This is a genomic window from [Mycoplasma] cavipharyngis (genome assembly GCF_042984175.1).
Taxonomy (GTDB): domain Bacteria; phylum Bacillota_I; class Bacilli_A; order Mycoplasmatales; family Mycoplasmoidaceae; genus Mycoplasma_N; species Mycoplasma_N cavipharyngis.
This window is the reverse complement of the sequence record NZ_CP155569.1, coordinates 570,706-595,243: the sequence shown is the minus strand read 5'-3', so window position 1 is coordinate 595,243 and position 24,538 is coordinate 570,706. Positions and strand designations below refer to the sequence as shown.

General features: G+C 23.3%; 22 protein-coding genes. 9 read left to right on the top strand and 13 right to left on the bottom strand.

The window, feature by feature from the left end:
* Position 1: 1 nt before the first annotated feature.
* From MCAV_RS02405 to infC, 13 genes are all read right to left on the bottom strand, one after another.
* Positions 2 to 652, bottom strand: coding sequence for a hypothetical protein (locus MCAV_RS02405; RefSeq protein WP_391591540.1), 651 nt, complete (start codon positions 650 to 652; stop codon positions 2 to 4).
* A 435-nt stretch (positions 653 to 1,087) separates the two neighbouring features.
* The gene (locus MCAV_RS02400) at positions 1,088 to 1,939 is read right to left on the bottom strand and encodes a DegV family protein (RefSeq protein WP_391591539.1); all 852 of its coding nucleotides are present in this window, start codon (positions 1,937 to 1,939) and stop codon (positions 1,088 to 1,090) included.
* Positions 1,940 to 1,965: 26 nt separating this feature from the next.
* Positions 1,966 to 3,435: a hypothetical protein gene (locus MCAV_RS02395; protein WP_391591538.1), complete on the bottom strand. Its 1,470-nt coding sequence runs from the start codon at positions 3,433 to 3,435 to the stop codon at positions 1,966 to 1,968.
* Between the two features lie 69 nt (positions 3,436 to 3,504).
* Positions 3,505 to 4,419, bottom strand: a complete 915-nt coding sequence (gene scpB / locus MCAV_RS02390) for an SMC-Scp complex subunit ScpB (RefSeq protein ID WP_391591537.1) — start codon at positions 4,417 to 4,419, stop codon at positions 3,505 to 3,507.
* Positions 4,412 to 5,650 carry a segregation/condensation protein A gene (locus MCAV_RS02385; protein WP_391591536.1) on the bottom strand — a complete coding sequence of 413 codons (1,239 nt, stop codon included), beginning with the start codon at positions 5,648 to 5,650 and terminating at the stop codon, positions 4,412 to 4,414. The genes scpB and MCAV_RS02385 overlap by 8 nt, the downstream gene beginning before the upstream one ends.
* Positions 5,651 to 6,517, bottom strand: coding sequence for a thymidylate synthase (gene thyA, locus MCAV_RS02380; protein WP_391591535.1), 867 nt, complete (start codon positions 6,515 to 6,517; stop codon positions 5,651 to 5,653). It abuts the gene before it with no gap.
* A 15-nt stretch (positions 6,518 to 6,532) separates the two neighbouring features.
* Positions 6,533 to 7,423, bottom strand: coding sequence for a lysophospholipid acyltransferase family protein (locus tag MCAV_RS02375; RefSeq protein ID WP_391591534.1), 891 nt, complete (start codon positions 7,421 to 7,423; stop codon positions 6,533 to 6,535).
* Positions 7,424 to 7,472: 49 nt separating this feature from the next.
* Positions 7,473 to 8,033 (bottom strand): elongation factor P, encoded by a 561-nt coding sequence (gene efp / locus MCAV_RS02370; RefSeq protein WP_391591533.1) that lies wholly within the window; start codon positions 8,031 to 8,033, stop codon positions 7,473 to 7,475.
* Positions 8,034 to 8,046: 13 nt separating this feature from the next.
* The gene (locus tag MCAV_RS02365; protein ID WP_391591532.1) at positions 8,047 to 8,787 is read right to left on the bottom strand and encodes a M48 family metallopeptidase; all 741 of its coding nucleotides are present in this window, start codon (positions 8,785 to 8,787) and stop codon (positions 8,047 to 8,049) included.
* Between the two features lie 14 nt (positions 8,788 to 8,801).
* Positions 8,802 to 9,305: a dUTP diphosphatase gene (locus MCAV_RS02360; protein WP_391591531.1), complete on the bottom strand. Its 504-nt coding sequence runs from the start codon at positions 9,303 to 9,305 to the stop codon at positions 8,802 to 8,804.
* Between the two features lie 22 nt (positions 9,306 to 9,327).
* Positions 9,328 to 9,684 (bottom strand): 50S ribosomal protein L20, encoded by a 357-nt coding sequence (rplT, locus tag MCAV_RS02355; protein WP_391591530.1) that lies wholly within the window; start codon positions 9,682 to 9,684, stop codon positions 9,328 to 9,330.
* A 44-nt stretch (positions 9,685 to 9,728) separates the two neighbouring features.
* On the bottom strand, positions 9,729 to 9,929 hold the full coding sequence (gene rpmI / locus MCAV_RS02350) for a 50S ribosomal protein L35 (RefSeq protein ID WP_391591529.1): 201 nt from the start codon (positions 9,927 to 9,929) through the stop codon (positions 9,729 to 9,731).
* Entirely contained in the window at positions 9,922 to 10,503 is a 582-nt protein-coding gene (gene infC / locus MCAV_RS02345; RefSeq protein WP_391591528.1) for a translation initiation factor IF-3, read from the bottom strand. Before infC ends, rpmI begins: the two co-directional genes overlap by 8 nt.
* Positions 10,504 to 10,990: 487 nt before the next feature.
* Between infC and MCAV_RS02340 the strand changes: the two genes are divergently transcribed.
* From MCAV_RS02340 to MCAV_RS02300, 9 genes are all read left to right on the top strand, one after another.
* Positions 10,991 to 13,021, top strand: coding sequence for an SGNH/GDSL hydrolase family protein (locus tag MCAV_RS02340; RefSeq protein ID WP_391591527.1), 2,031 nt, complete (start codon positions 10,991 to 10,993; stop codon positions 13,019 to 13,021).
* Positions 13,022 to 13,653: 632 nt separating this feature from the next.
* Positions 13,654 to 14,169 (top strand): AAA family ATPase, encoded by a 516-nt coding sequence (locus tag MCAV_RS02335; RefSeq protein ID WP_391591526.1) that lies wholly within the window; start codon positions 13,654 to 13,656, stop codon positions 14,167 to 14,169.
* Positions 14,170 to 14,451: 282 nt separating this feature from the next.
* Positions 14,452 to 14,679 (top strand): hypothetical protein, encoded by a 228-nt coding sequence (locus tag MCAV_RS02330; protein ID WP_391591525.1) that lies wholly within the window; start codon positions 14,452 to 14,454, stop codon positions 14,677 to 14,679.
* Between the two features lie 37 nt (positions 14,680 to 14,716).
* Complete coding sequence (locus MCAV_RS02325; RefSeq protein ID WP_391591524.1) at positions 14,717 to 14,935, top strand: hypothetical protein; 219 nt, start codon at positions 14,717 to 14,719, stop codon at positions 14,933 to 14,935.
* A gap of 483 nt (positions 14,936 to 15,418) precedes the next feature.
* The gene (locus tag MCAV_RS02320) at positions 15,419 to 16,261 is read left to right on the top strand and encodes a S8 family peptidase (protein WP_391591523.1); all 843 of its coding nucleotides are present in this window, start codon (positions 15,419 to 15,421) and stop codon (positions 16,259 to 16,261) included.
* A 1,281-nt stretch (positions 16,262 to 17,542) separates the two neighbouring features.
* Entirely contained in the window at positions 17,543 to 21,355 is a 3,813-nt protein-coding gene (locus tag MCAV_RS02315) for an AAA domain-containing protein (RefSeq protein ID WP_391591522.1), read from the top strand.
* 16 nt (positions 21,356 to 21,371) lie between these two features.
* The gene (locus MCAV_RS02310) at positions 21,372 to 22,478 is read left to right on the top strand and encodes a DUF3137 domain-containing protein (RefSeq protein ID WP_391591521.1); all 1,107 of its coding nucleotides are present in this window, start codon (positions 21,372 to 21,374) and stop codon (positions 22,476 to 22,478) included.
* A 150-nt stretch (positions 22,479 to 22,628) separates the two neighbouring features.
* Entirely contained in the window at positions 22,629 to 23,276 is a 648-nt protein-coding gene (locus MCAV_RS02305) for a LemA family protein (protein ID WP_391591520.1), read from the top strand.
* Positions 23,277 to 23,287: 11 nt separating this feature from the next.
* Positions 23,288 to 24,394: a hypothetical protein gene (locus MCAV_RS02300; RefSeq protein WP_391591519.1), complete on the top strand. Its 1,107-nt coding sequence runs from the start codon at positions 23,288 to 23,290 to the stop codon at positions 24,392 to 24,394.
* The last annotated feature ends 144 nt before the right edge of the window (positions 24,395 to 24,538 follow it).

The following is a 24,538-nucleotide window of genomic DNA, read 5'->3' as shown; positions in this document are numbered from 1 at the left end:
TTTAACAATCTAGTTTTTCTATTATGATTTGATCAGCACTAACAATCGCTAAATAAGGGATACAATTGTGTTTTTTAGCATATTTTAACATTTTATCCACTTTTAAATCCTGATATAACTTAGTTTTCACTTGAATTACACAATCTTGATTGTTTTTATTCAAGGCAAATAAGTCGATTTGGTGAAACTGGTCATAAAAACTTCTAGCTTTACTAACTTCTCAGCCAAAACTTTCTAAATACTTTAAAACACGATACTCGGTTTTAAAAGTCATAAAAATTTGATAATAGATTGTTTTTTTAATATTATCGTCCTCATAATCGTTAATAAACTGTTCTGAAGAATACAAATAACGTCTTCAAATATCTAAAGTTTTTGGTTTTATTGCTCAAACTAACTTAAAAAGTAATTTTGGTGAATATTTCATTTTAATTCATTTTCTAATTATCATACGATAACGATAACGTTTAACATATCTGTTGGTATAGTCTATATCTTCTTCAAAAACTGGAATATTAAGAGAAGCTGTAAAGAATAAAACATGAAAGCAATATTGGAAAAATCAAATATAATCTTTAACTACTTTATAAACAAAACTATCAGTAATAAACCTAAATCGTCTTTTTCATAGCTTACGAGTTGAAATTTTCATAATATTTTAGTTAAACTTATCATTAATCGTTAAAATTTTACTAACAACTATTTCATAATCATATTTTATAGTTTTTATCACAAATGTAATTATTTGATTTTAAAGAACCAATAATTTCAACTATTGAGCCCTTTTTAATCTCAAAATTTTTTAATTTGTTAAATTATATTTGGATTTCACGAAATACAATTGATCTTTAAATTGTTATGATAATTTATGCTTTAGTTTAAAATTAGAAAAATCATTGTTTAAGATTAGATAATTTCAATTATTTACAAAAAAAAAAAAAAAAAAAAAGATCGCAATAATTTTTTAAAAAAATATTGCGAATTTGTGATTTGTATTGTTGTAAAAATCTTATTAGTTCATGAAAAATATTAAATGCAATTAACTTTAAAAAAAGTTGATTTTAATTTACTAAATTAGTTTAAATTTTTATTGAGTAATTGCTAGTGCATTTATACCAACATGAGCTAAAATTGGTTTAGGCATTTCACTAATTTTAAAAGTTGTATTTGGAAAATAAACGATTAATTGTTGTTTAATTTTATTAAATTCTTCTAAATCTAAAAAACTACTTAAAATATGTAATTTATTAGGTTTAGATAAATTAACTGAAAGATTATTTGTAATAAACTGATGAATTTTTTTAAATGTTTTATCTCATGATTTAGCTTTATTAAAATAAGAAATTTTACCATTAGTATATTGAATTAAAATTTTAAAATTTAATAAACTGGTTAATTTTGATTTAATTAATGAAATTCGACCACCACGATAAAGTGTATCTAATTCTTGAATTAATAAAATGCCACTAAAATTTAAAACTGGATTTAAAACTGATTTAATGATATTTCAATCATCATTAATTTCAACTTGTTTTAAGGCTTCTAATGTGTAATCATATAAAGTTTCACCAATTACTTGATTTTTTAGTAGTAAAATTTGATTTTTATTTTGATCAAAATTTTCTAATATTTGCAATCACGATTGATAAGATGAAGAAATTTCTGAAGAAATACCACAAATGACAATTTTTTCATATTTCTTGATTAACTGTTGCAACAATTTATAACCATCCCCAGGAATGATGGCATTAGTTTTAAATTGCACATTATTACTAATTTTCGTTTTCATTGTTGCAAAACTAATAGGATTATGATAATTATATTCAGTTGATTCAGCATTATTTTCAGTTAATGTAATTGCAATGGAATAATGATGTTCAGGCAGTGGATTTTCACTGCTAATAATACTATCATCAATAATAAAGGCTAATTTATCCACAAGATTTTTTTCTAAAAACGAATTAATTAAGTAACATTTAAACGTTTTTTAATTTTAATTAATAATTTTGTATTAGTATTTTGAACTGTTTTTAAATTAGAATGTGCTTTTAAATTTGAATTAATAGCAGGTTCTTTAGGTTCAACTGGACCTTTATTTTGATTTAATTTCAAAGTTTGCACTAAATTAAAATCATTTTCTTGATCATAAAGACGATTTTTATGATCAATTTCTTGATTTTCTTGTGCTTCTAATTTTTGAACATCAAAATTTTCTAACAATTGATCACCATCTAATAAATTTTGAGTAACACTATCTTGAATAAAATCTAAATTTCCTTTTTGATCATCAGGATTTAAAGATGAATCTGTAATATTTTCTAAATCATCAAATAATTTTTTTTCTTTAGGTTTAGAATTTGTTTGACTTTCTGCAGCTTGCAATTCTAGTTTAATTTTTTTAATTTCTTGTTCTAATTTTAATAAATCAGCTTTTAATTGCATCTCTTCATTAGTAGCATCTTTTTTATGAGATAAATCAATTTCTTTTTGATTTTTTAAAACATGATCATCAGATTTATTAGGTTCATTTGAACTTACTAGAGCGTTTTGGATTTCAATTGTTGGTTCTTGATCAATTACAGTTGTATCAGAAAGTAGCTGATCTGATGTTAGAAAATCATCATTAGTTTCTGGTTCAAAAACTGTTTCTTGAATTTTTTCAACATTATCATCGATCAAATCATGTTTTAAAGATTGTTTAACTAAGTTTTGATCTGGATTTAATTTAACTGGTTCAGTTGTTTCAGGTTCTAAATTATCTAAAAGATCTGAATAATCATCTTCAGGTTCAAAACTAATAGAACTAATTGGATCAGCATTTTGATCACTAACAGAAGATAAATTATCACTTGAACTATTTGGTTCAATATCAAAATTATCAGTTTCCATAGATGAAACATTATCATTTTTCACTTCTAATGAAGGAATTACATCAGGATCTTTTTCAAAAAATTCTTTGGAATCTAAAGTTTGTTTATTCTGATTTTGAACTTCTTCATACTCATCAATAATTTCATCTAAATTTTCACTTTGAACACCATGACCACCAATTTGATAAGTTTCATTTGAATTATTTTTTTGACTAGTTGATTGTGTATCTTTTAAACTATCATTAACTCGTTTTTTATTGCGTTGAACAATTTCTTTATTAAAACGTTGTGAACTACTGCGATCATCGAGAATTTCTTGTAATTTAGAATTATCTTCATAATCTTTTTTATTAGTTTTAATTGTATCAGCATCAGAAATGGGTCCAGGAATTTGATCATTATAAAGTTTACTGAACCTTTCTTTAAGACGACTAAAAAATCCTTTTTTTTCAGGTTTATTTGTTAAATCAGAATTGGTTGCTGATAATTTAGCTTCTGAGTTAATTGGTTTATTTTCGTCTTTATTTAATACAATTTCAACTTTAGTTTTATCAATGATGTTCATATTATTTCGTCTTGACTTTTATTAACTTATAATTTTACAATAATATTAATTATAATTTATAAGTTAAAATTAATTATTGTTAATATTAAAATTAGTTTTTCGATTAATATCAAAAAATTTTTCATTTGTTTCAATTTCACTATTTTCAATCAAATCTTGATCTAATGTTTGAATTAAGTTATTATTAATTTTAGGCAATTGATTTCTTGATTTAATCCCAAATACATCAAAAAAATTATTTGTTAATTTATATAACCACGGTTTTCCAGGTGTATCACTTCGTTTGTACTGATAAATCAAGCCTAATTTAATTAATTTATCAATACTACTACTTGGATCAATGTTGCGCACTTTAAAAATTAAACTTTTAGAACAAGGCTCATTATAAGCAATAATTGCTAACACTTCCATTAAACTATTAGTTAAAGCAGAGTGTAATTTAGTTTTAATTAATTTACTCAAATTATAATGTAAATCTGATTTAGTTGTCATTTTATAAACATCATCAAATTTTTCGATTGTAATTCCTGAAGTTGGATTTGTTAAATAATTTTGACGCATTGTTTTAATTAAATCATGTAAATAATCACTATTAATTGATTGATTATTTAAAATTCTTTTAAGATCAGATATTTTTAATCCAGATGAACCAACTGTAAACAAAGCTGCTTCAACAATTTTTTGATGCAAATTAGTTTCTTCTAAACTAAAAACAATCGAATTAGATACTTGATTATTTAATTCTGCTTCTGCACTAAGATTATTTTGATGATCAGTTTGATCAATTGTTGCTTGATCACAATTATCATTTGCTTGATTCATTGCTGAATCATTTGTGATAGCATCTAATCGATCATTTAATGGTTTAATATGATCAATAATTTCTAAATCAGTTGTTTCAAATTTTTTTCTAATTAATTCTTCTAATGAGATTTCACCATTATTTGGATCAAACTGATTTTTTTTTGATTTTTTTTTATTCATATTTTAAATCCCATTTTTCAGTAAGTGTAAAATGAATGTCATTATCAATTAAATCAATTGTAATACACTGATTTTTCACTTGAGTTAAAATGACTAAAAAAACAACAATGGTATATTTTAAATTGCGTTTATTTTCAGATAAACTATTTAAATAAGTATGAAAAGTTGATTGGGATAATTTGTTATTAATTAATCATTTTTCTAGTTCTAAAGTAATTTGATCAATTGAAAGTTCTTGAATCTTTAATTGTCGTTTTTTAAAATTACGCATTTGCATTTTTTCAAGAGCAATTTCTAAACTTTTTTTTAAACGATAGACATCAAGATTTTTTGGTAAATACAAATTTTCATTAATTATTTCTTCTGATTGATTAATAAAATCAGGCTTTTTAATAAAAACATTAATTCGATCACGTTGTTTTTTACGTAATCAACTAATTCCTTTACGAATTTTTTTATATTCTAATAACCTAGCAATTAATAAATCTTTTTCTTTTAAAAAATCATCAATATCTGCTAAGGTAGCATCAGGATCATTAGCAAAAATAATTTTAGTTTTTAAACTAATTAATTCAGTAGCAGTTAATAAATAATCAGCAGCAATGTCTAAATTAATGTAATTTAGTTGATTTTTAATAAATGTAATATATTGTTCAATTAATTTTTTTAGATCAAGATCAAAAATATCATATTTTTTTTCACGAATCAAACTTCACAATAAATCTAATGGACCATGAAAATCATTTAAAGTTAGTTCTAAAACATTATTTTTTTTAGCATAATGATAATAATTAACACTAAAACCATCATAGTTTTTTGTATGTGATAAACTAAAGGAACTAAGATCAAAATCAATGAAAGTATCACATTGATAAGCATCAGGTAAACAAGAAATAATTAATTCATCAGCAAAATTGAAAAAATTTTGATAAATTTCTTTTCCACCAATAATATATAAATCTTGTTTATGATATTTTTTTAAGACCGATTGAATGTCATGAAAAACTTCAACATTTTCAGCAATAAAATTTGGATCACGAGTTAAAACAATATTAGTGCGATTTTTTAATGCTTGGCCAATTGATTGAAAGGTTTTTCGTCCCATAACAACAATTTGGTTTAAAGTAGTAGATCGAAAATGTTCCATTTCGGCTGGAATTTTTCAAGGCAATTGATTATTTTTACCAATACCAAATTGTAAATCTTGACATCAAATTAATTTAATTGACATTTAAATAGCTACTTTTCCGATTAATTTAGGATGATGTTGATAATCTTCAATTTTAAAATCATCAATATTTAAATCAGATAAATTTTTAATTTTGCGATTAATTACTAATCGGGATAATTTTTTTGGTTTTCGTGTTAATTGAATTTCACATTGTTCTAGATGATTTTGATAAATATGTAAATCACCAAAACTATGAATTAACTTATTAACTTCTAATCCGCAAATATTAGCAATAATATGAGTTAAAAGAGCATATGATGCAATATTAAATGGTACACCTAAAAAGACATCAGCACTACGTTGGTATAAATGACATGATAATTTATTATTAATCACTGAAAATTGAAATAAACAATGACATGGTGGTAATGCCATTTGATCAACTTCACTTGGATTTCATGAAGAAACAATCATTCTTCGTGAATTCGGTTGAGTTTTAATTGTATCAATTATTTTTTGCAGTTGATCAACATTATTAAAATTACGTCATTGTTTACCATAAACTGGACCTAGATCACCATATTGAGCAGCAAATTTTGGATCATTTTTAATTTTTGCAACAAATTCTTTTAATGTTAGTTTTTCTAAATTAGTTTTTTGACAATATTGTTGATAAGGTCATTCATTTCAGATACGAACATTATGATCTACTAAATATTTAATGTTAGTATCACCCTTAATAAATCATAATAATTCAACTAAGATTGAATGAAAATGCACTTCTTTTGTTGTTAGTAAAGGAAAACCTTGATTTAAATCAATTTCGATTTGACCACCAAATGTAGCATATGTTTTAATATCAGTTCGATTAGTAACTAAAGTTCCCTCATTTAAAACTTTTCTAATTAAATCTAAATATTGTTTCATGAAATGATCAAATAATTACTTTTTTTTCTTGGATTTAATTAATTTTTTAAAATCATCAATAACTTCTTGATGATCTGATTTTTTGGCTTTAGATTGATGCTGTTTTTGACTTGATGCAATTTTGTTATACTGTTTTTGAATTTGTTGTTTAACAATTTCAATACATTTTTGGTTATTTAAATTAATAAATTTTTGTGTAGAAATCGGTTTATGAAAATAAACAATAATTTTATTAGATTTAGGTTTTCTAAAAGTTTGCTTTTGGGTTGATTTATCTAAAAATTGACCTTCACTATTATAGATCGTAACAGGGACAATTGGTACAAACGCTTGATAAGCAGGTAATGTTGCTCCAGGATTAAAAGTTCCTAACTGATCTCCAGGAACACGAGTTGCTTCTGGGAAAATACATAAAGAACGATTGTTTTTTAAAATTCTAGGTGCAACTTCTTCTAATTGTTTTAATGCTTGTCTAGGGTTTTTGCGATCAACAAAAACAACATCGATTAAATCAAGAATATAACCAATTTTTGATTTTGCTAATTCTATTTTGGCAACAAAAGTATTTAAGGGATATTTTTTATTTTCATAAATTATTTTATATAAAACTAAAGGATCACTCTTAGATTTATGATTAGCTAAAAAAACTACAGGAGTTTTAGGAACAACATCAAGATTTTGCACTTCAACTTCAATGTTTTTAAAAAATAATATTGAATTAATAATTTTATAAACAGTGCTATAACGTTTTGTTACTTGCTTAGAAGTGTTTTGTTGATCACCCTTATTAAATTTAATGACATATCTTCTTCCACTAATAACAGCAAAAACAAGACTGAAAAAAATATAAAGTAAGATTAGTGGTGCAATTAAAATTTTTAAAAATTTTAAAATCTTTGTTTTCATTAATGTTGCCTTCTTTTTTTAAAAATTTTAATTTCTATTTATTCAATTATTAACGTGATTTGTATTTACCATCAGTTGTTGAAATATTAATGATGTCACCTGATTTAATAAATTGAGGCACAATAATTTCTAAACCAGAAGCTAATCAAGCTTTTTTGGTAAGATCAGTTGCAGTATCACCACGAACAGCACTTTCAGCTTCAACAACAACTACAGGAACAACTTCAGGTAAATTAATTCCTAAAATTTTGTTTTCAAAAGTAGTGACATTAACTTCTAAATTATCTGATAAAAAATTTTTTTCTCATTCTAATAAGTTTTTTGGAACAGCTAATTCTTCATAGTTATCACTTTTATAAAAAACATAATCACGATCACTTTCATAAGAATAAATCGCTTTGAATTTTTCAATTATTGCTTGTTCTAATTTTTCACCAGTAAATTCTTGAACAGTAATTGCATTAGTCATTAAGTTTTTAATTTTACACTTAACAATCCCACCCCGCATTGCTGTCTTATTAAAACTGTGATCTAAAATTTGATAAAGTTCTTTTTTTCAAATAATAGTATGACCTGCACGTAAGTCTTTAGCGTTAATGTAATTTGCCATATTTTTTTAATTTTTAATCCAATTGAAATTTAATTTTTTTTAATATTTTATCAGTATTAGGATCATATTGACGTAATAATGTTTGAAATTCTTTAGAATGATTTAAATGAGTTAAGTGTGCTAGTTCATGACAAATGACATGATCAATCACATCAAGATCAAAAGCAATCAATAAAGCATTAAGAGCAATGACTTTTTTAGCAGAACACCAACCTCACTTGCGTTTTAAAATTTTTATCTTAACATCACTAACTTCTAAATTAAATTTATCACAAAAATAATAAACTCTTTTTTTTAAATAATCTGAACTAAAAATTTTAACTTGTTGATAAATGTATTGACGTTGTTTTTTTAGATTATTACCTATTGCTTGTCCAACATAAAAAAAGATTTGATCACTATTTAAATTTTTTAAAATAATTTTACTTTTTTTATTAGTTAATTGCCTGATTAATTTATAACGTTTGCCAAAGATATACATTTGATTATGATTTAAATCAAGCAAATGAGTTTTTCTAGCATTATCAATTGCTCGCATCATTTTATCAATGTTGCATTTAACAAAGTTTTCTAAATAATTTTCATGAACATGATAAGGACTAAGAACTAATAATTGAAAATTTTCATCATGTTTAATTGTAATTTTTTTATACTTAATTGATGAAATTACTTTATATTCGATAATATCTTCTTTATATATCAAACTTTTATATCAAACTTTTGGTGTTAAATCATCTAAATTATTTTTTGACATATTTTGATAATTAATTAGTAATTATTATCTTGTCTTGAAAAATTAATTTGACATTTTTCATAGTATTTATCAAATACTTTTTTTTGATCAAAACCTAATTGATATGATAATTCTAAAAATTTTTGCAATCAACTATTAAAAGTAGTTGCACAAGTAGTTTTTTGCAATGACAAATTAAGTTCTAAAAATTTTTCAGATAATTGTGAATCATCTAATTTTTCTACTAATTGAAAACTTATTTGAGAAGGTAATTGATAATATAAAATTAGTGACAAACAAAAATGCAAACTATCAATATACTCTTCTAAAACTTTAGTTAGATCAATTTTTTTATTATTAGATCAATATTTAAAACATTTAGTTTCATTAGCTAATTCGTTTAATTCAACAAATAAAGCAACTAATCTTTGGTGTCATGTAATTTGATAATTAGTATTTTTTTTAGTATGAATATACAAATCTAATTTACTTTGTTCTATTAATAAAGGACTTAAATCTCAAGTAATAATTTTTGACATTTTATTTTAAAAAACTATTAATTTAAATCGATTTTTTTTCCATCACATTTTTTACAAAAGCAGAAAATGCTGCAAAATCATTAATTGCTCATTCTGATAAAGTTTTGCGGTTTAATTCAATATTTTGAATTTTTAATTCATTAATAAACTGAGAATATGAATATCCCAAACTACGAACTGAAGCATTAATTCTTTGAATTCATAATCTTCTTAAATTACGACGATTCACCCTACGATCACGATAAGCATATTGTGCTGCTTTAATTAATGATTGGTGAGCATTTCTAAAACTTAGATGTCGATTCCCTCAAAAACCCTCTGCTTGTTTTAAAACAGCTTTTCGTCTTCTTCTTGTTTTATATCCGCCTTTAACACGCATAAAATATCCTTTTTTTAAAATTAAATTGATTAGATTAATAGAAATTATTTTTGTAACAATTGATAAGCACGTTTCATTTGTGGTTTATTTAAAATTTCATATTTACGTGATTGTCGTTTTTGTTTTGTAGTTTTATTAGGGGCTAAATGACTACGAAATGACTGTTTTCGTTTTAATTTGCCACTACCAGTAACTAAAACACGTTTTGCAAATGCTTTTTTAGTTTTCATTTTGTAATTAGACATTATTTTTCTCTTTCTTATTTACATTATTTTTAATTGGAACAAAATACACTTCATACATAACTGGACTAATGCGTTTTAGTTCTGATTGGGCTACACCATATTCTTCTAAAGCTTTAGCAAACTTTTCATATGTTTGATAAATTAGCTCAGTTTTAGTTGCAATTCGACCATAAGTTTTAATAACAAACTGAACTCGATCGCCATTTTTAAGTCAATTAATTGCTTGATTAGACTTTCATAACAAATCATGATTGCTAATTTGTGGTTTAATATTGATCGATTTAACTTTTATAGAATTAGATTTTCTTTTAGATTCTTGTAATTTTTGTTTTTGTTCGTATAAATATTTACCATAATCCATAATTTTAGCAATTACTGGATTTGATCTTTCATTAATGACAACTAAGTCCAAATCTTGAGCTTGTGCCATTTCTAAAGCTTCACTAGTTGCTATTTCACCAATCTTTTCACCATTAGAATTAATCAAAATCAATCTTTTATGATAAATCTGATTGTTAGTTAATGCACGTTTTTTTGGTGGGATGTTTTTTTTAATCGATATTGGTAGGGCCAAATTGACTCCATTTGATTCAAATTTAAATTAATTTTCTTGTTATTGATCTAAATTACTTTATTAAAAAAGAAAATCTACTGTTTGATTAGAAAACAGTAGAAGTATTTCAATATTAAACAATAGCTAAAATTCTTTTAAAAATCTATTTTAAAAAAATATTTAACAATTTAAAATAACCCATAACGGTATTTTTCAACTAATATGGGGGGTCTATTGAACCACTTCAATTATTTATTAATTAATAGTAAATTTAGATAATAAATCAAATTCTAATTATATAATAAAATTTTAAAATTAAAAAATATTTTCTCAACAATTAATTTAGTAATAATGTAATAATAAATGATGCAATCAAATATTTAATAGATAAAATAGTTATAATTATTTAAAAATGTCAAAAATTAAATCAAAGAAAAAATTGTCAATAATTGCTATTCTAATCAGTTTAGCAACTTTGTTTTTGTCATTAAGTTTTAATCTTTTTTTGATGTTTTCACGAATAATTTTAGGTGTTGTTGTTGACAATTACTTACCTAAAATTAATCAAACTTTAAAAAATAGTAATCAATTAATTGTTCACTCAGCAAACCAAGTTAATCAAAAACCATTATTAACACGTATTAAATATGTTGCAATTGGTGATTCAATTGCTTCAGGATATAATGCTGATTTAAATGGGGTTGAAGCTAGTGGTGCGTTTAATCGTGAAACTAAAACAGTAACTGGATGAAGTTATCCATCATTTTTAGCAAATTATTTAAATAATACTCCTTCATTAGTTTTAGAAGATTTTACAAATTTAGCAATTTCTGGATCACAAATTAATGATTGATTATATTTTTTAAACGATAAACCTTTAAATTACAATTTACAAAGACGGTTAGATTTTTTTAATCGAGTTAAAAATAAAAATAATTTTAAAGCCAATCCATACCATAAAAGAATTGCAACATATTTTAAAAGATTTCAAAAAGACGATTTTACTCAATTAATTGAAAAGATTAGTGAGGCTAATTTAATTACTATTTCTTTAGGTGCGAATGATTTAACTCATTATTTTAAATTAGATCAATTAGCTAGAATTAATAGTATTAATGCTTTATTTAAAAAAATTAATAATACATTTGTTTTAATTCAAAAAAATTATGAACGATTAATTACTAACATTCAAAAAATTAATAAGAATGCTAGAATTGTTTTAGTTGATTATCCACTACCTTTATTACAAATTCTTAATGGGATAAATCAAGTAATTAATAATTTAATTAATCAAAAAATTAGTCAATATTTTAATTCTACAATTAATTATTTAGATCCTTATTTACAAAGAGATTTAATTCAAAATAACGCTTTAATTTATCGTTTTACCAATCAAAAACCAATTGTACAATTTTTTCTTGATAAATTGAATTTTGAAATCATTAGAAATACTGCTGAAAACACTAATGTTAGTTGGATTGATATTAATGATACAAAAGATTGAATGTTTCATGCTAAAAAATATGCTGAAAATTTATTTGACATTCATCCAACAGTTTATGGTCAGAAAAAAATTGCTCAAGATCTTTTTTTAAAATTATCATTAAAAGCTAATTCTTTTACTAAAGAGAAAGTCATTAATGAATGAATATCATTAAATCCTTCATGAAATTTTGATCATTTATTAAATGATTATGGTCGGTATAGTAGAATTTTTGATATTAATTGATCAAATCAAGAATTAATTAATCAAGTCGAAAATGAAAACGATCATTTTAAAATTGTTAATCAAAAACAAATTTTAGGTGATCGTCTTTTAAATCGAATCAAAATGAATGCTAATAAAGCAGAAGCTTTTATTGATTTTATTTCAGTAGGAAATTTTTCTTTTTATAAAATCTTTTTAAAATATTGATTTGGTTTAGGACGATTGCATCGATTTAATCGTTTTCTTGAAAAAGATGATAATTTTAAAAATCTCTCTTATTGGTTGTATGATAACCCTAAGTTTTTAGGTAATATTTATAATAATTCAAAAAATAATTTTCATCAGTCCCGTTCTAAAAATTTATCTAATAGTTTTAATTTATTTAAAATTAATAATCTAAATAGTCAAACTTTAAAATATCTGATTCAAGCAATATCTAATTTTAGAAATAATAAATATTGAACTGAAAATCGATCAAGAATTTTTTTTAATTTTTTTCAAGTTAATCATGAATTAAATCATTATTTATTAAAAAATATTAAGAAAAATCCAAAAAGATTTTTACAACAATATATTCAAGCCTTAACTGCAATTGGTAAAGAAAATTTTTATCTTTTTAATCACGAAATAACTGATAATGATTTGGATAAAATCATTAAATCTAAAAATTTTAACTACAATCTGAAATTATTAATTGCTAAAATGTTTGATTATCGTTTTATTAATAAAACTAATAAGAAAAATTATCAACAACAAAATAAGTTTATTTTAGAATGAGTAATAAATAATTGAAATTTTTTAATTAAGATTTTAAAAGAAAAATCAAATTAATTTCATTTGAAAAAAAATAAATTTTTGCAACAATTATTTATTTAGTTTTTTATAAATTTAGAAATTATTTTAAATTGAAGATAAATTAAATACACAATTTCTTCTATTTTAGTAATTGCTTTTAAAGTTAGTAAAGAGTTTAATTACATTTGTTAAAAAATTTCTTAAGATTTTTTTTGGTTTTGCTTGATCTAAATTTGTCAATAATTTAACCATAAACTTTATTATATTCAAATAAGATATTTCTTAAATGTCGAGATTAAATTAAAGCAGAAAATTTTTTCTTAAACAATTGATGAATCTGAATTATTTTTTAAGCGATTTATCATAATTAGATTAAATTTTATTATTTGTTTATTTTGTCTTTAAAACACTTTGATAGAAAAAAGTGTATTGTTAAAAACATACAATTTATAGATGTGATTTTAGTAGAAGAAAATTAAAACAATTAAATTAGCATAATTATTTTTATTAAAAAATGATAATTATCTTATCTTCATATTAATGTTGTTAAAAAAATGTTTTTAATAATTTTATTTTTAAATTTGTCCCAAAATTTATTTTTTTTCTCCAATATGAATATATTAATAAAATAAAACAATAAAGAGTGGATTTAAATGAAATAAGCTAATGTGATTAATTTAATCAAATACCATACTGAAGATAATGATTTTGGATTTAGAAATGAAGCATACAAAATTGTAGAATCATTTTATAAATCAGGTGATTATCAATTAGCAGAATATGTAATGTCACTATTTTCTAGTGCAAATACTTTTGTACGACAAATAAATGAACAAAATTTAACATTTAATAAAAAAACACAAGTTAATGGAGAATCATTGTTGATTCTTGAAATGATAAAATCAAATATTTTAGGAATTATTAATGTTGTTGGACATAAAGTAGGAGTAAATAAATTTTTATTTCAAGTAGCCCCTGTAACTGGAAAAACTAAAAGTGCTAAACATATAGCACGTTTATTGCGAAGTGATCTTTTTATTGTTGATTTTTCATTATTAATTGATAGTAAACTAGGTCAAACAGCAAAAAATATAACTCAATTATTTAATGAAATTAATAATTTAATTACTCCTGAAAAAGTAGTGATCTTATTTGATGAAATTGATTCATTAACTTCTAAATAGAACTAATTCAAAAGATCATAGAGAAATGAGAAGAGCAACTACTTCAGTATTAAAAGGTTTAGATTCATTAAATAACAATATCATTCTTATAGCCACAACTGATTTTATCAACATTTTGCAAAGGCATTAGTACGTCGATTTGATTATGTTATTGATTTTAATCGATACTCACGTAAAGATTTAAATAGATATATTAGAAATTATTTTAAGTAATTATCTATCTAAATTTAAAAACACTACTTAGAAATATTCGTTTATTTAAAAAATTATTGCTTTACCTTAATGGAAACTATTCCTTATCCAAGAGATTTAAAAAATCTTATAAAAATATCACTAGCATTTAGTAATCCTAAAGATGGATATGATTATATAAAAAGATTATATACAAACGTATCTAAAGATAACATTAAAGATCTTAAAACTTTACAAAACCAAGGTTTTACAATCAGAGAAATTGAAATAATAACAGGTGTTTCTAAAAGCAAGGTATCAAGAGATTTGAAAGAATAATTGATATTGAATCAAATTCTTCAATTAAGAGAAAAATTTGAATAAAAAAGTTCAAGTAATACCTGGTCCTTCAAATATCTCAAAAGATAAATATGTTAGTGTTGAACATTTAATTAAATTAAAAGAAGATTTGAAAAAGGTTAATAATTTTTGAAAGAAAGAAAAGTTATTAATAAAGCCACTTGTAAGTGCATATCATAAAGATGTTGTAGCTAAAAGTAATAGAATCAAAGGAATTATTGAAAAAGACGCTTAAGACTAATAATAATGTGCGATTGTTGGAGTAAAATTTGCACCAGATAAAATTAAAAAACATATTATAAGTTATTGTCTAAATTCTGAAGTTTTAAATAATGCAATAAAAAATATTGAAATAGTTATTTGAATCATCACTAAAAATTTTGGTGAAAAGATTACTTGTGATATTTTATCTGATATTAATAACAATAAATATAAGGAACTTTTCAAAAACCAAAGTGAGTTAAAAATTTCAAAAACTAGATTTGTTAATATTGTTGTAGATGGATATTATTTAGAAAAAATTGATGTTGAAAAAGAGGTTAGAGATTTAGAAGATAATGCTATTATAACTATCTATAACACAGGTACTAAAACTAGTGAAATAATGAAACAATTAAATATAAATTTTTCAAGTATTAGAACTATTAGTGAAACTACTCTTTTGCTTACTCCTGATCAATATAGCATACTTAAATTAAAAGCTCCTTACTTAATTTCAATGGCTCTAAGTGATATTTCACTCATTGAAAATTATCAATCACCTAAAGGAAAAGATGTAACTTTTTCTATTTCAGACCCTCATAATGAACCAACTATTGGTGTCATAGACACTATGTTTGATAATAGTGTATATTTTTCAAAATGAGTTGAGTTTAAAAATATGCTTGATCAACAAATTCAATTATCTGACAAAGATTATGAACATAGAACAATGGTATCATCTATTATTGTTGATGGACCAAATTTAAACCCTGATCTTGATGATGGATGTGATCGATTTAAAATCAAATATTTTAGTGTTGCAAAGGCTGATAAATTTAGTTCATTTACAGTTTTAAGAGCTATTGAAGAAATAATTAAAACTAATAGAGATATTAAAGTTTGAAATTTATCATTGGGTTCTTCAATGGAAATTAATTCTAATTTTATTTCTCCTGAAGCAGCGCTTTTAGATCAACTTCAATATGAAAATGACATCATATTTATTACAGCTGATACAAATAAACTTAAAAATTCAAAAATTGAGAAAATTGGATCACCAGCAGATTCTATTAATTCACTAGTTGTTAATTCAGTAGATTTTAACAATAAACTTGTTGATTATTCAAGAAAGGGTTTAGTATTATCTTTTTTTCTTAAACCTGATGTAAGTTATTATGGTGGAGATGATTCTAATAAAATAAGAGCTTGTTTACCACTTGGAGAAACTTGAATTTCAGAAACATCATTTGCTGCTCCATGGATTACAAGAAAAGTTGCTTATTTTATTGAAGTATTAGGATTTACAAAGAGAGTCAGCAAAAGCAGTTATAATCGATTCAACCACAGGTTGAGAGAATAATGAACACAATCCACAATTAATAGGATATGGCGTTGTTCTTAAACATATTAATTAAATAATTAAAACTTCATTTGATGAAATAAAATTTGTTATTAGTGGAATTTCTGAAAAATATGATACTTATAATTACAATATTCCTATTCCTATCCACAAAGAAAGACAACCATTTATTTCAAAAGCGATTTTATGTTATTTTCTTAAATGTTCTTTAAATCAAGGAGTGGATTATACAAACACTGAAATGGATATTTATTTTGGAAGATTAAGTAATAAGAAATGGCAATATTATTATTAATACAATCAATGATAATAAACAAATTAACTCGATGAATGAAGATGAATTTTGATTACATGAAAAAGCAGCACGTAAACAATATAGAAAATGAGACAATGTAAAACATATTCGCGAAAATATAGCGACATCTTCAGGTCGAATAAAAAAACCAAAAAAATCAAAGAAGAAGGTTTATGGGGTGTAAGTATTAAAACTAAAGAAAGATTAAATTTTGGTGATGGTGCAAATCTTAAGTTTGGCATCATAATCACTCTAAAAGAAGTAAATGGTCAAAATAGAATACAAGAATTTATCCAATAATGTTTATCTAGAGGTTGGTTCGTTGAAAAAATCGATGTTCAAAATAAAATTGATATTTACAATGCTGCAGAAGAAGAAATTGAATTTGAATCAAAAAATTATCAAAAGATAATATATTAAAACATTTAAATTTTTTATTTAATATTGATTTTTCAATTAATAGTAGTGAACAAAAATTAAAATTAAAATTTGATTATCAAAATTTAATTGTTAGTTTTTCATCAAATGATTTAAGTTTAGTTAAATCATATACTTATAATATTAATAATAGTTATAATTCGTTTGAAATTAGTTTTATTAGATACTGTCTTAAAGCAGAATTATTTAGCAATACAAATTGGTTTTTATTTTGGATGAAAAAAGATAATTTTTTTATTAATATTTTATTAGTGTAAGATGATAAGTACATATCAATGAAATAAAACAAATACTAGCATCTAATGATGAAATTGGGTCTTTAAACTCAATAATATTGATCGTATTGTTTATAATGTAGCAATTATAACAATAAAACGAACTCTTAAACAACGACTATTTGCTTTTTAAAATGGTCGTTGTTTTATTAACATTAAATATAAAAAAATCAATAAATAAATTTATAATTTAAAGATTATCTTATTAGAAGATTTAAAGCGTTTTTAATAAATTTTAATTTGATCAAAAATTTTAGTAAGAAAAATAAACTAATGAATACCACTGCAAAGAATTCAAGTTTAAAAAATAAATTAATCAATTTAGTTAGTGTAGATAGAAGAGATTCTTCAATTTTTACACCATTTAATTCAACACATTTTTCAATGGTGCAATTTGCATCAAAAGAAGAACTTATTGCTTTTTTTGAAACAGATAAATCAGAAGTTAAAATCACTTCTTTACCTAATACTACTAAATTAGAAAGTGAACTTAAAGCCGCTAGAGATTTTCAATCTTTTCTTAGTGTTCTTGATAAATATCAAATTGATGTTGCTAAATATCGATTAAAAAAATTAGAAAGAAAGTTTAGTGCTATTGATAAAGCAGAAGTTATTAATTCGATTAAAAAGACTTCACAAGATTTAGAAAAAAAATTTAAATCATTAAATAAAAAAGCCCAAGAAATTGAAAAAGATCGTGGGACTTGAAACTTATATTTAGCACGTTATTTTCTTAAAGGTATTACTCCTTATAAAAAAGAAGCAATTAATGCTCCTTTAATTTTATATCAAGTCGAAATTGTTTTTGTTGGTCGCACTATTGTTATCAAAAAAATTAATGAAAATAATGATTTAAATGAAAAATTAATTGTTTTTTTACAAAAAGATTCTGAAATTCAAAATAAATCAATTTCTGATTTTAAAGTTTATAACACAATTAATGATATTAAAAAACAAATCGAAGAAGTTACACTAAAAGAATCTTTAGAAATCGATCCTAATAGTGATTTAGCTTTTATTCGCGAATCAACAACTGATATTGAAAGAAAATATCAAAAATTAGTAATTGAAGATCGTTTTTGTTTAGGAATTTTTGATCCAAGTGGTGGTAAATTAAAAAGTGATCTTCAACAAATTTTGGATAACAATGAGTCTGGTGAAATTTTTAATCAACCATTAATAACAACTAAAGATCAAGTTAAACTTAATGATCTTAAACAAAATCCACTTTTTCAAATTGATCGATTAGATCTTTATCAAAAATATGCAGTTAGATCATCAATTTCTAATAATACAATTATTCACGGCCCACCAGGAACAGGAAAATCTGAAGTTATTGCTAATATCATCATTAACTTATTAATGAATGATAAAACAGTTTTAATGGTTTCTGAAAAAGTAGCTGCTCTAGAAGTTCTTTCAAAAAGATTAAAAAAATTATCAATTTTCATGTTGTCAGTTTATGACACTAAAAATAAGAGCAAGTTTTATGATTCGATTGTTAATTTAGCTGAATTTATTGGCGATAGTTGAAAAGTAGATAGTGCTAATGCTTACATTGAAAATAGCAAAAAAAAGCAAATTACATTGTTTTATCAACAAAATTTTGAAAAAATTAGAAATTTTAAAAATCTTTTAAATAAACTGAATGAATTTAAAAATTTTTCAGTTGAGAAAACTAGTTTTTTAAAATACTGAAAAATATTTTCTAATTTTGGTGGTTTTAGTGCACTTGAAAAAATTAAAAAATCAAATTTATTAACAAAATTTAAAGAGGGAATTAGTTTTTTCAATAATGATGAAATTCAATTTTTCAAACTTTTAGAACGATTTATTCACTCTTGTAAAATTAATAATATTGACAGTGAAATTAAACTTCAAAATTTTTTAGCAAGAATTTTTAATATTAGAAAAATTTTTGATCAAAAACTTTTAGAAGCCAATCATAATAATTTAAGTAAAATTAAAGCCAATGCTTACTTTTTAAAAAATTATTTAGGATCAAAAAAACAATATCAAGAAATTTTAAGAAATGATCCTTTTTTATTTTATAACGATGTTAAAAATTTCAAACAAATCAAAAAAGAAATTATTAATTTAATTAATGAGCAATTTTTTAATCAATTTAGTAATCATCTTCCTTTAGTTAATCAGTTTGTTTTAGCATTTAAAAAAGCAAATGATCGTGATAAAAAATTTATTTTAGATAAATTCAAACAAGAATTAGTTGTAATTAATAAAAAACCTTTATCTAAAATGTTTTATACTCATAAATTAAGCAATGAAGATCAAATTCTTATTAAAAATTTAGAAAAATTAAATGATCTTAATTTAACTAAATATCAAGATTTTAATTATATTGTTGAAAACCATGAATTATTTCATCCAATTTCGATTATCAATTTTTTTGATGATAATATAGTTAATGATCAAAATTTATCATTTGTTAATCAAAAATTAACGTTTTTTGATTTTAGTTTTTTTCAACTTTATCATGAACATCAAATGAATATTCATCGATGGAGAAATTTAAAGAAAATTCTTCATTTAAAACCAATTTTTGAAAGTCAATATCCTAATTTTGTTGGTAATATTTTATTTCAAGAATATATTAATGATTTTAATAAATTAGATTGGTCTAAATTTGCAGAACCTTTAATGATTTCAATTAGAGAAGTGATTTTAAAAAAATTAACTAATTTAAATCCAGAAGATAAAAAATTACTAATTAAAGCAATTAATGTTGCTAAATTAAAACGAAGACCTGCAATTTATGCTTATTTAAGTAAATATGCTTCTACGATTAAAAACTTAATTCCAATTTGAGTATCTCGACCAGAAGCAGCAGCAATTTGTGTACCATTAATCAAAAATTATTTTGATTATGGAATTTATGATGAGGCTAGTCAGATGTTTTTAGAACGAGCTTATCCCATTCTTTATCGTTCTAAAATTAATATTGTTGCTGGTGATGATAAACAATTATTACCAAGTAATTTTTTCTCATCAAGTAATTTTGATAGTGAAGATGAATATGATGTTGATGATTTAGATGTTGAAGAATCATTATTAGATCGTGCTATATCTTCATCATGAAATGTTTTTATGTTACAAAACCATTATCGTTCTGAAACTAAAGAATTAATTGAATTTCCTAGTCAATATATTTATGATAAAAAATTAAATTATGCTTCTAAAAATGGTACTTATGGAACAAGATCATTAGAAATTATTGAAGTTAATGGTCATTTTGAAGATGGTTTAAATATTAAAGAAGCAACTTGTGTCATTAAATTATTAACAAAATTAAACTTAGATCAATATCCATCTGTTTTAGTAATTACTTTCAATCGAGTTCAAGCTAACTATATTAGTGAAATATTAATTGATGCTAAACAAGTGGGTGAAGAAATTACTAAAAAATATCTTGATGGTCATATTGGTGTTATTAATCTTGAAAATGTTCAAGGTACTGAAGCTGATTTAGTAATTCTTTCGATTAGTTATGGTAAATATGGTTTAAGTGGAAAACCAATTAGATCTAATTTTGGTCCATTAACTCAAAGAGGTGGTAAGAATCGTTTAAATGTAGCGATCACTAGGGCTAAAAAGAAAATGATTGTACTAAAATCTTTATCATCAGCCAACATTAAAGATTCATATAATGAAAACTTAAATGTTTTTCGCAACTTTTTAGCTTTTCTAGAACGTTATGAGCATCGTGTTGGAATTAAATCAGATAAATGAATTGAAGATGGAATTAATGATTTATTTAAAGAAGTTTTTGAAGAAATTCATAAAATAGCACAAAGTCTAAATTTAGAAGTTGAAGCAAATTATGAAGTAGGTAATAAAAACATTGATATTGTTGTTATTGATCCACAAACTAAAATAGTTGTATTAGGGATCAAAATCGAAGATTGAAACACTAAATTTGATATGATTGAACGACAACATGATTTAGATGATCAAGAATTTTTTGAAGCACGAGATTATAGAATTTTCAAAATCTTAGAACATGAATGAAAAACTAAAAAAAATTTAGTTTTAAGAGAAATTAATCAAAAACTTAGTTTTATGAAATAGTTGATCAATTTAAATTATGGATAGATCTAGACCTTTTAAAATTCAACGAGTTCATGAATCAAAAATCAATCATAATACTTTTAATGTTGATCAAAAAAAAGTTTATCAGGACATTTACAATTCATTAGAAAATGCTGCTAAAGAAACTGGTCTGAATGATTCGTTTTGAGTAACAGGATTTGCTTATATTTTAGCTGCTGTTTTAGCCATTCCCGGAATTATTCTAATTGTTTTTGGAATCATTAATTCTTCTAGCATTGCTTTAATAATTTTAGGAGTTATTGTTGGATTAATAGCTGTTGGTATTGCTGTTAAAACTTCAATAACACGTTCTAATTTTGATGCAATTTTAACTTCTAAAATTGATGAGATCAAAATTTTTAAAATGATAATTAATAATTTAGATCCAAAATTTAAATTAGTTTCAGCAGTTGATGAAAAACTTAAAGATTATGATCGTTTTTTTAAATTAACACGAATTATTACTTGATTACATTATGATACTAGAACTAAAAGATCTTATCCTAGAACAGCTAGAGTAAGACGTAAAATCGAATCTTATTCTAAACTTTTTACTTTTGAATATGATGATTTTAAAATCATTATTCAAGGAATTATGTGAAGTGAAGAAGTTTATTCAAGAGATGTTGAAGCACAAGCACAATTGGCTAGAAAACAAGTTTTAGGTTGTATGCAAATTCAATTTAAAAATGATACTGTGTTTCAAGATTTAAATTTTGTTCTAACACATCAACCTAATCATTTTAGTTATAGTTGTTTATCAAATCTTCAAACTACTGAAACTGAAAATCCTCAATTTAATCAAACCTTTAATCCTAAAAGTAATAATTGACAACGTTTTTTACAAATGTTTACTCCATTAACAATGGAACGGTTTTTAGATAGTAACAAAAACATTAAATTTCCACATACAGTTAGTAAAGTTAATGATACTTTACATGTTTGTTTTAATTTAGAAGGATTATTTTTAACTTTTGATATTAAATTAGGTTTAAGTCCTGAAATGCAAGTTATTGCTGAAAACTTAAGTAATAAAATGACTAAAGATATGTATATTACTTATAGTTTACTTAATCAAATATTATTGTTACCTTTATATTAATTTTTTTGAACAAATATTAATTAAATTAATCTAAAAAATAAAAATTTAATTATTTGATTTGAATAAATATTTAGTTTTCTAATTCTATTGTTTATAATTGGAAATGGTTGATAAAAACAAAATAATATCGATATATAGAAAGATCAATTAATGTCCAATTTAGTTAATGTAAATCAAGAAAGAACTGAAGCTGGTTTTTCGCCAACACCAGATAATCGGATTCAAAATGCACAAGCTCCAGGAGGCTTAAGAGTACTTTTATATTTCAGTTTTCTTTTAATCATTCCTGCAATTATTTATTTATTTTTTAGTGTTTCAGCAGGCAACAGATTAAGACAAATGCAAATTCAAGTAAATGAAGTGACTGCTCAAATTGATGTTCAACTTAATAACCGTCGTTCAACTTTAGTTAAATTTGTTGAAGCAACAAAAAGTTATGTTCAATATGAAAAAAGCATTCTTACAGAAGTGACTAAATTAAGACAAACCAATTTACGTGCTAGTTCAGTTGATGCTGAAAATGAAATGAACAGTTTATTTTCAAGAATTTTTGCTGTTTCAGAAAATTATCCGCAATTACAATCAATTACTGCAGTTCAAGAATTAATGAAAACAAGTTATTACTTAGAACAAGAACTAGCAGCAGCTAGAAGATTATATAATATTCAAGTGCGTCAATTTAATGCTTTAATTTTTACATTTCCATATAGTTTAATTGCTGAAAATATGAATTTAACTACTTTTCCATATTTTGCTGCTTCTATTGAAGCAAAACAAGATGTTGATGTTAGTTTTTAGAAGAATAAAATATGAATCAACCTTTTAAAATTCAACAAGTTCATGAATCTAAAGTTAACCAAAATACTTTTTCAGTCGATCAAAAAAAGATTTATGAAAAACTTCAAAACGTATTAGAAGAAACTTTTAAGTCTGTTAATTATAGTCCTTTTTGAACCAAATGATATGGATATTTAGTAAGCGGAATCTCATTTTCTATTGCAGTTTTATTTATTATTCTTTTTATTGTTCTGAATATTAATTATAAGTATGCTTTTTTAATTGTAGCTGCAATTTTTACTCTTAGTGGATTAATTATATTTTCTTGTATAAAATCAAAACGTAAAAAACTTAGTAGAATTTTAACTGAACAAATTGATGTTCCAAAAATGTTGGAAATGGTTGCTCATAATTTAGATCCTAATTTAAAATTAATTTCTGCTGCAGATGAGCGATTAGTTGATTATGATGACTTTTTTAAAGTGACTAGAATTATTACCTGAACAGAAAAAGAAAAAGATAGAAAAGTTGATTATTCAGCAATAGTAACACGTGAAATTGATTTGTATTCTAAATTATATGTTTTTGATCTTAATGGTGTTGAGATTGCAGTTCAAGCGATTATGTGAAGTGAAGATGTTGATACTGATGCAAAAAAAGCTAGAAAACAATTAGTTGTTAATCAAGTTTTAGGTTGTATTCAAAGCCGTTTTAAAAATGATGATGTTTTTCAAGATTTAAATTTTGTTTTAAATTACAGACCAAATTTTTATAATCATGTTTGTTTAAATAAATCTTATGGCGCCATTGCAGTTCAAACTGAAAATTCCCAGTTTAATAGTGTTTTTAGTCCTGAAAGTGATCATTGACAACGTTTTTTGCAAATGTTTACTCCATTAGCAATGCAACGTTATTTAGAAACAAACAAACTAATTAATTGTCCTTATACAGTTAATAAAGTTAAGGATATGGTTCATATTTGTTTTAATCTAAGAGGATCATTCATGATTTATTGGACTAAATTTGGTTTTAATATTGATATTAAAAAAGTTGCTGAAAATATTGCTTCAAATATGATTAATGATTTTTATTTAACATATACTCTAATCAATCATATTTTATTATTACCTTTATATTAAGATTAAGTCAATGATTTTTATATCTTAACTTAAAAAAATTATCAAAAAATATCATTATTATCAGTTTTTTATATATAAAACTGATAATTTTTTATTGCATTAATAATCGTTTTTATCAACAATTTTGCTTTAAAAAGATTGGAA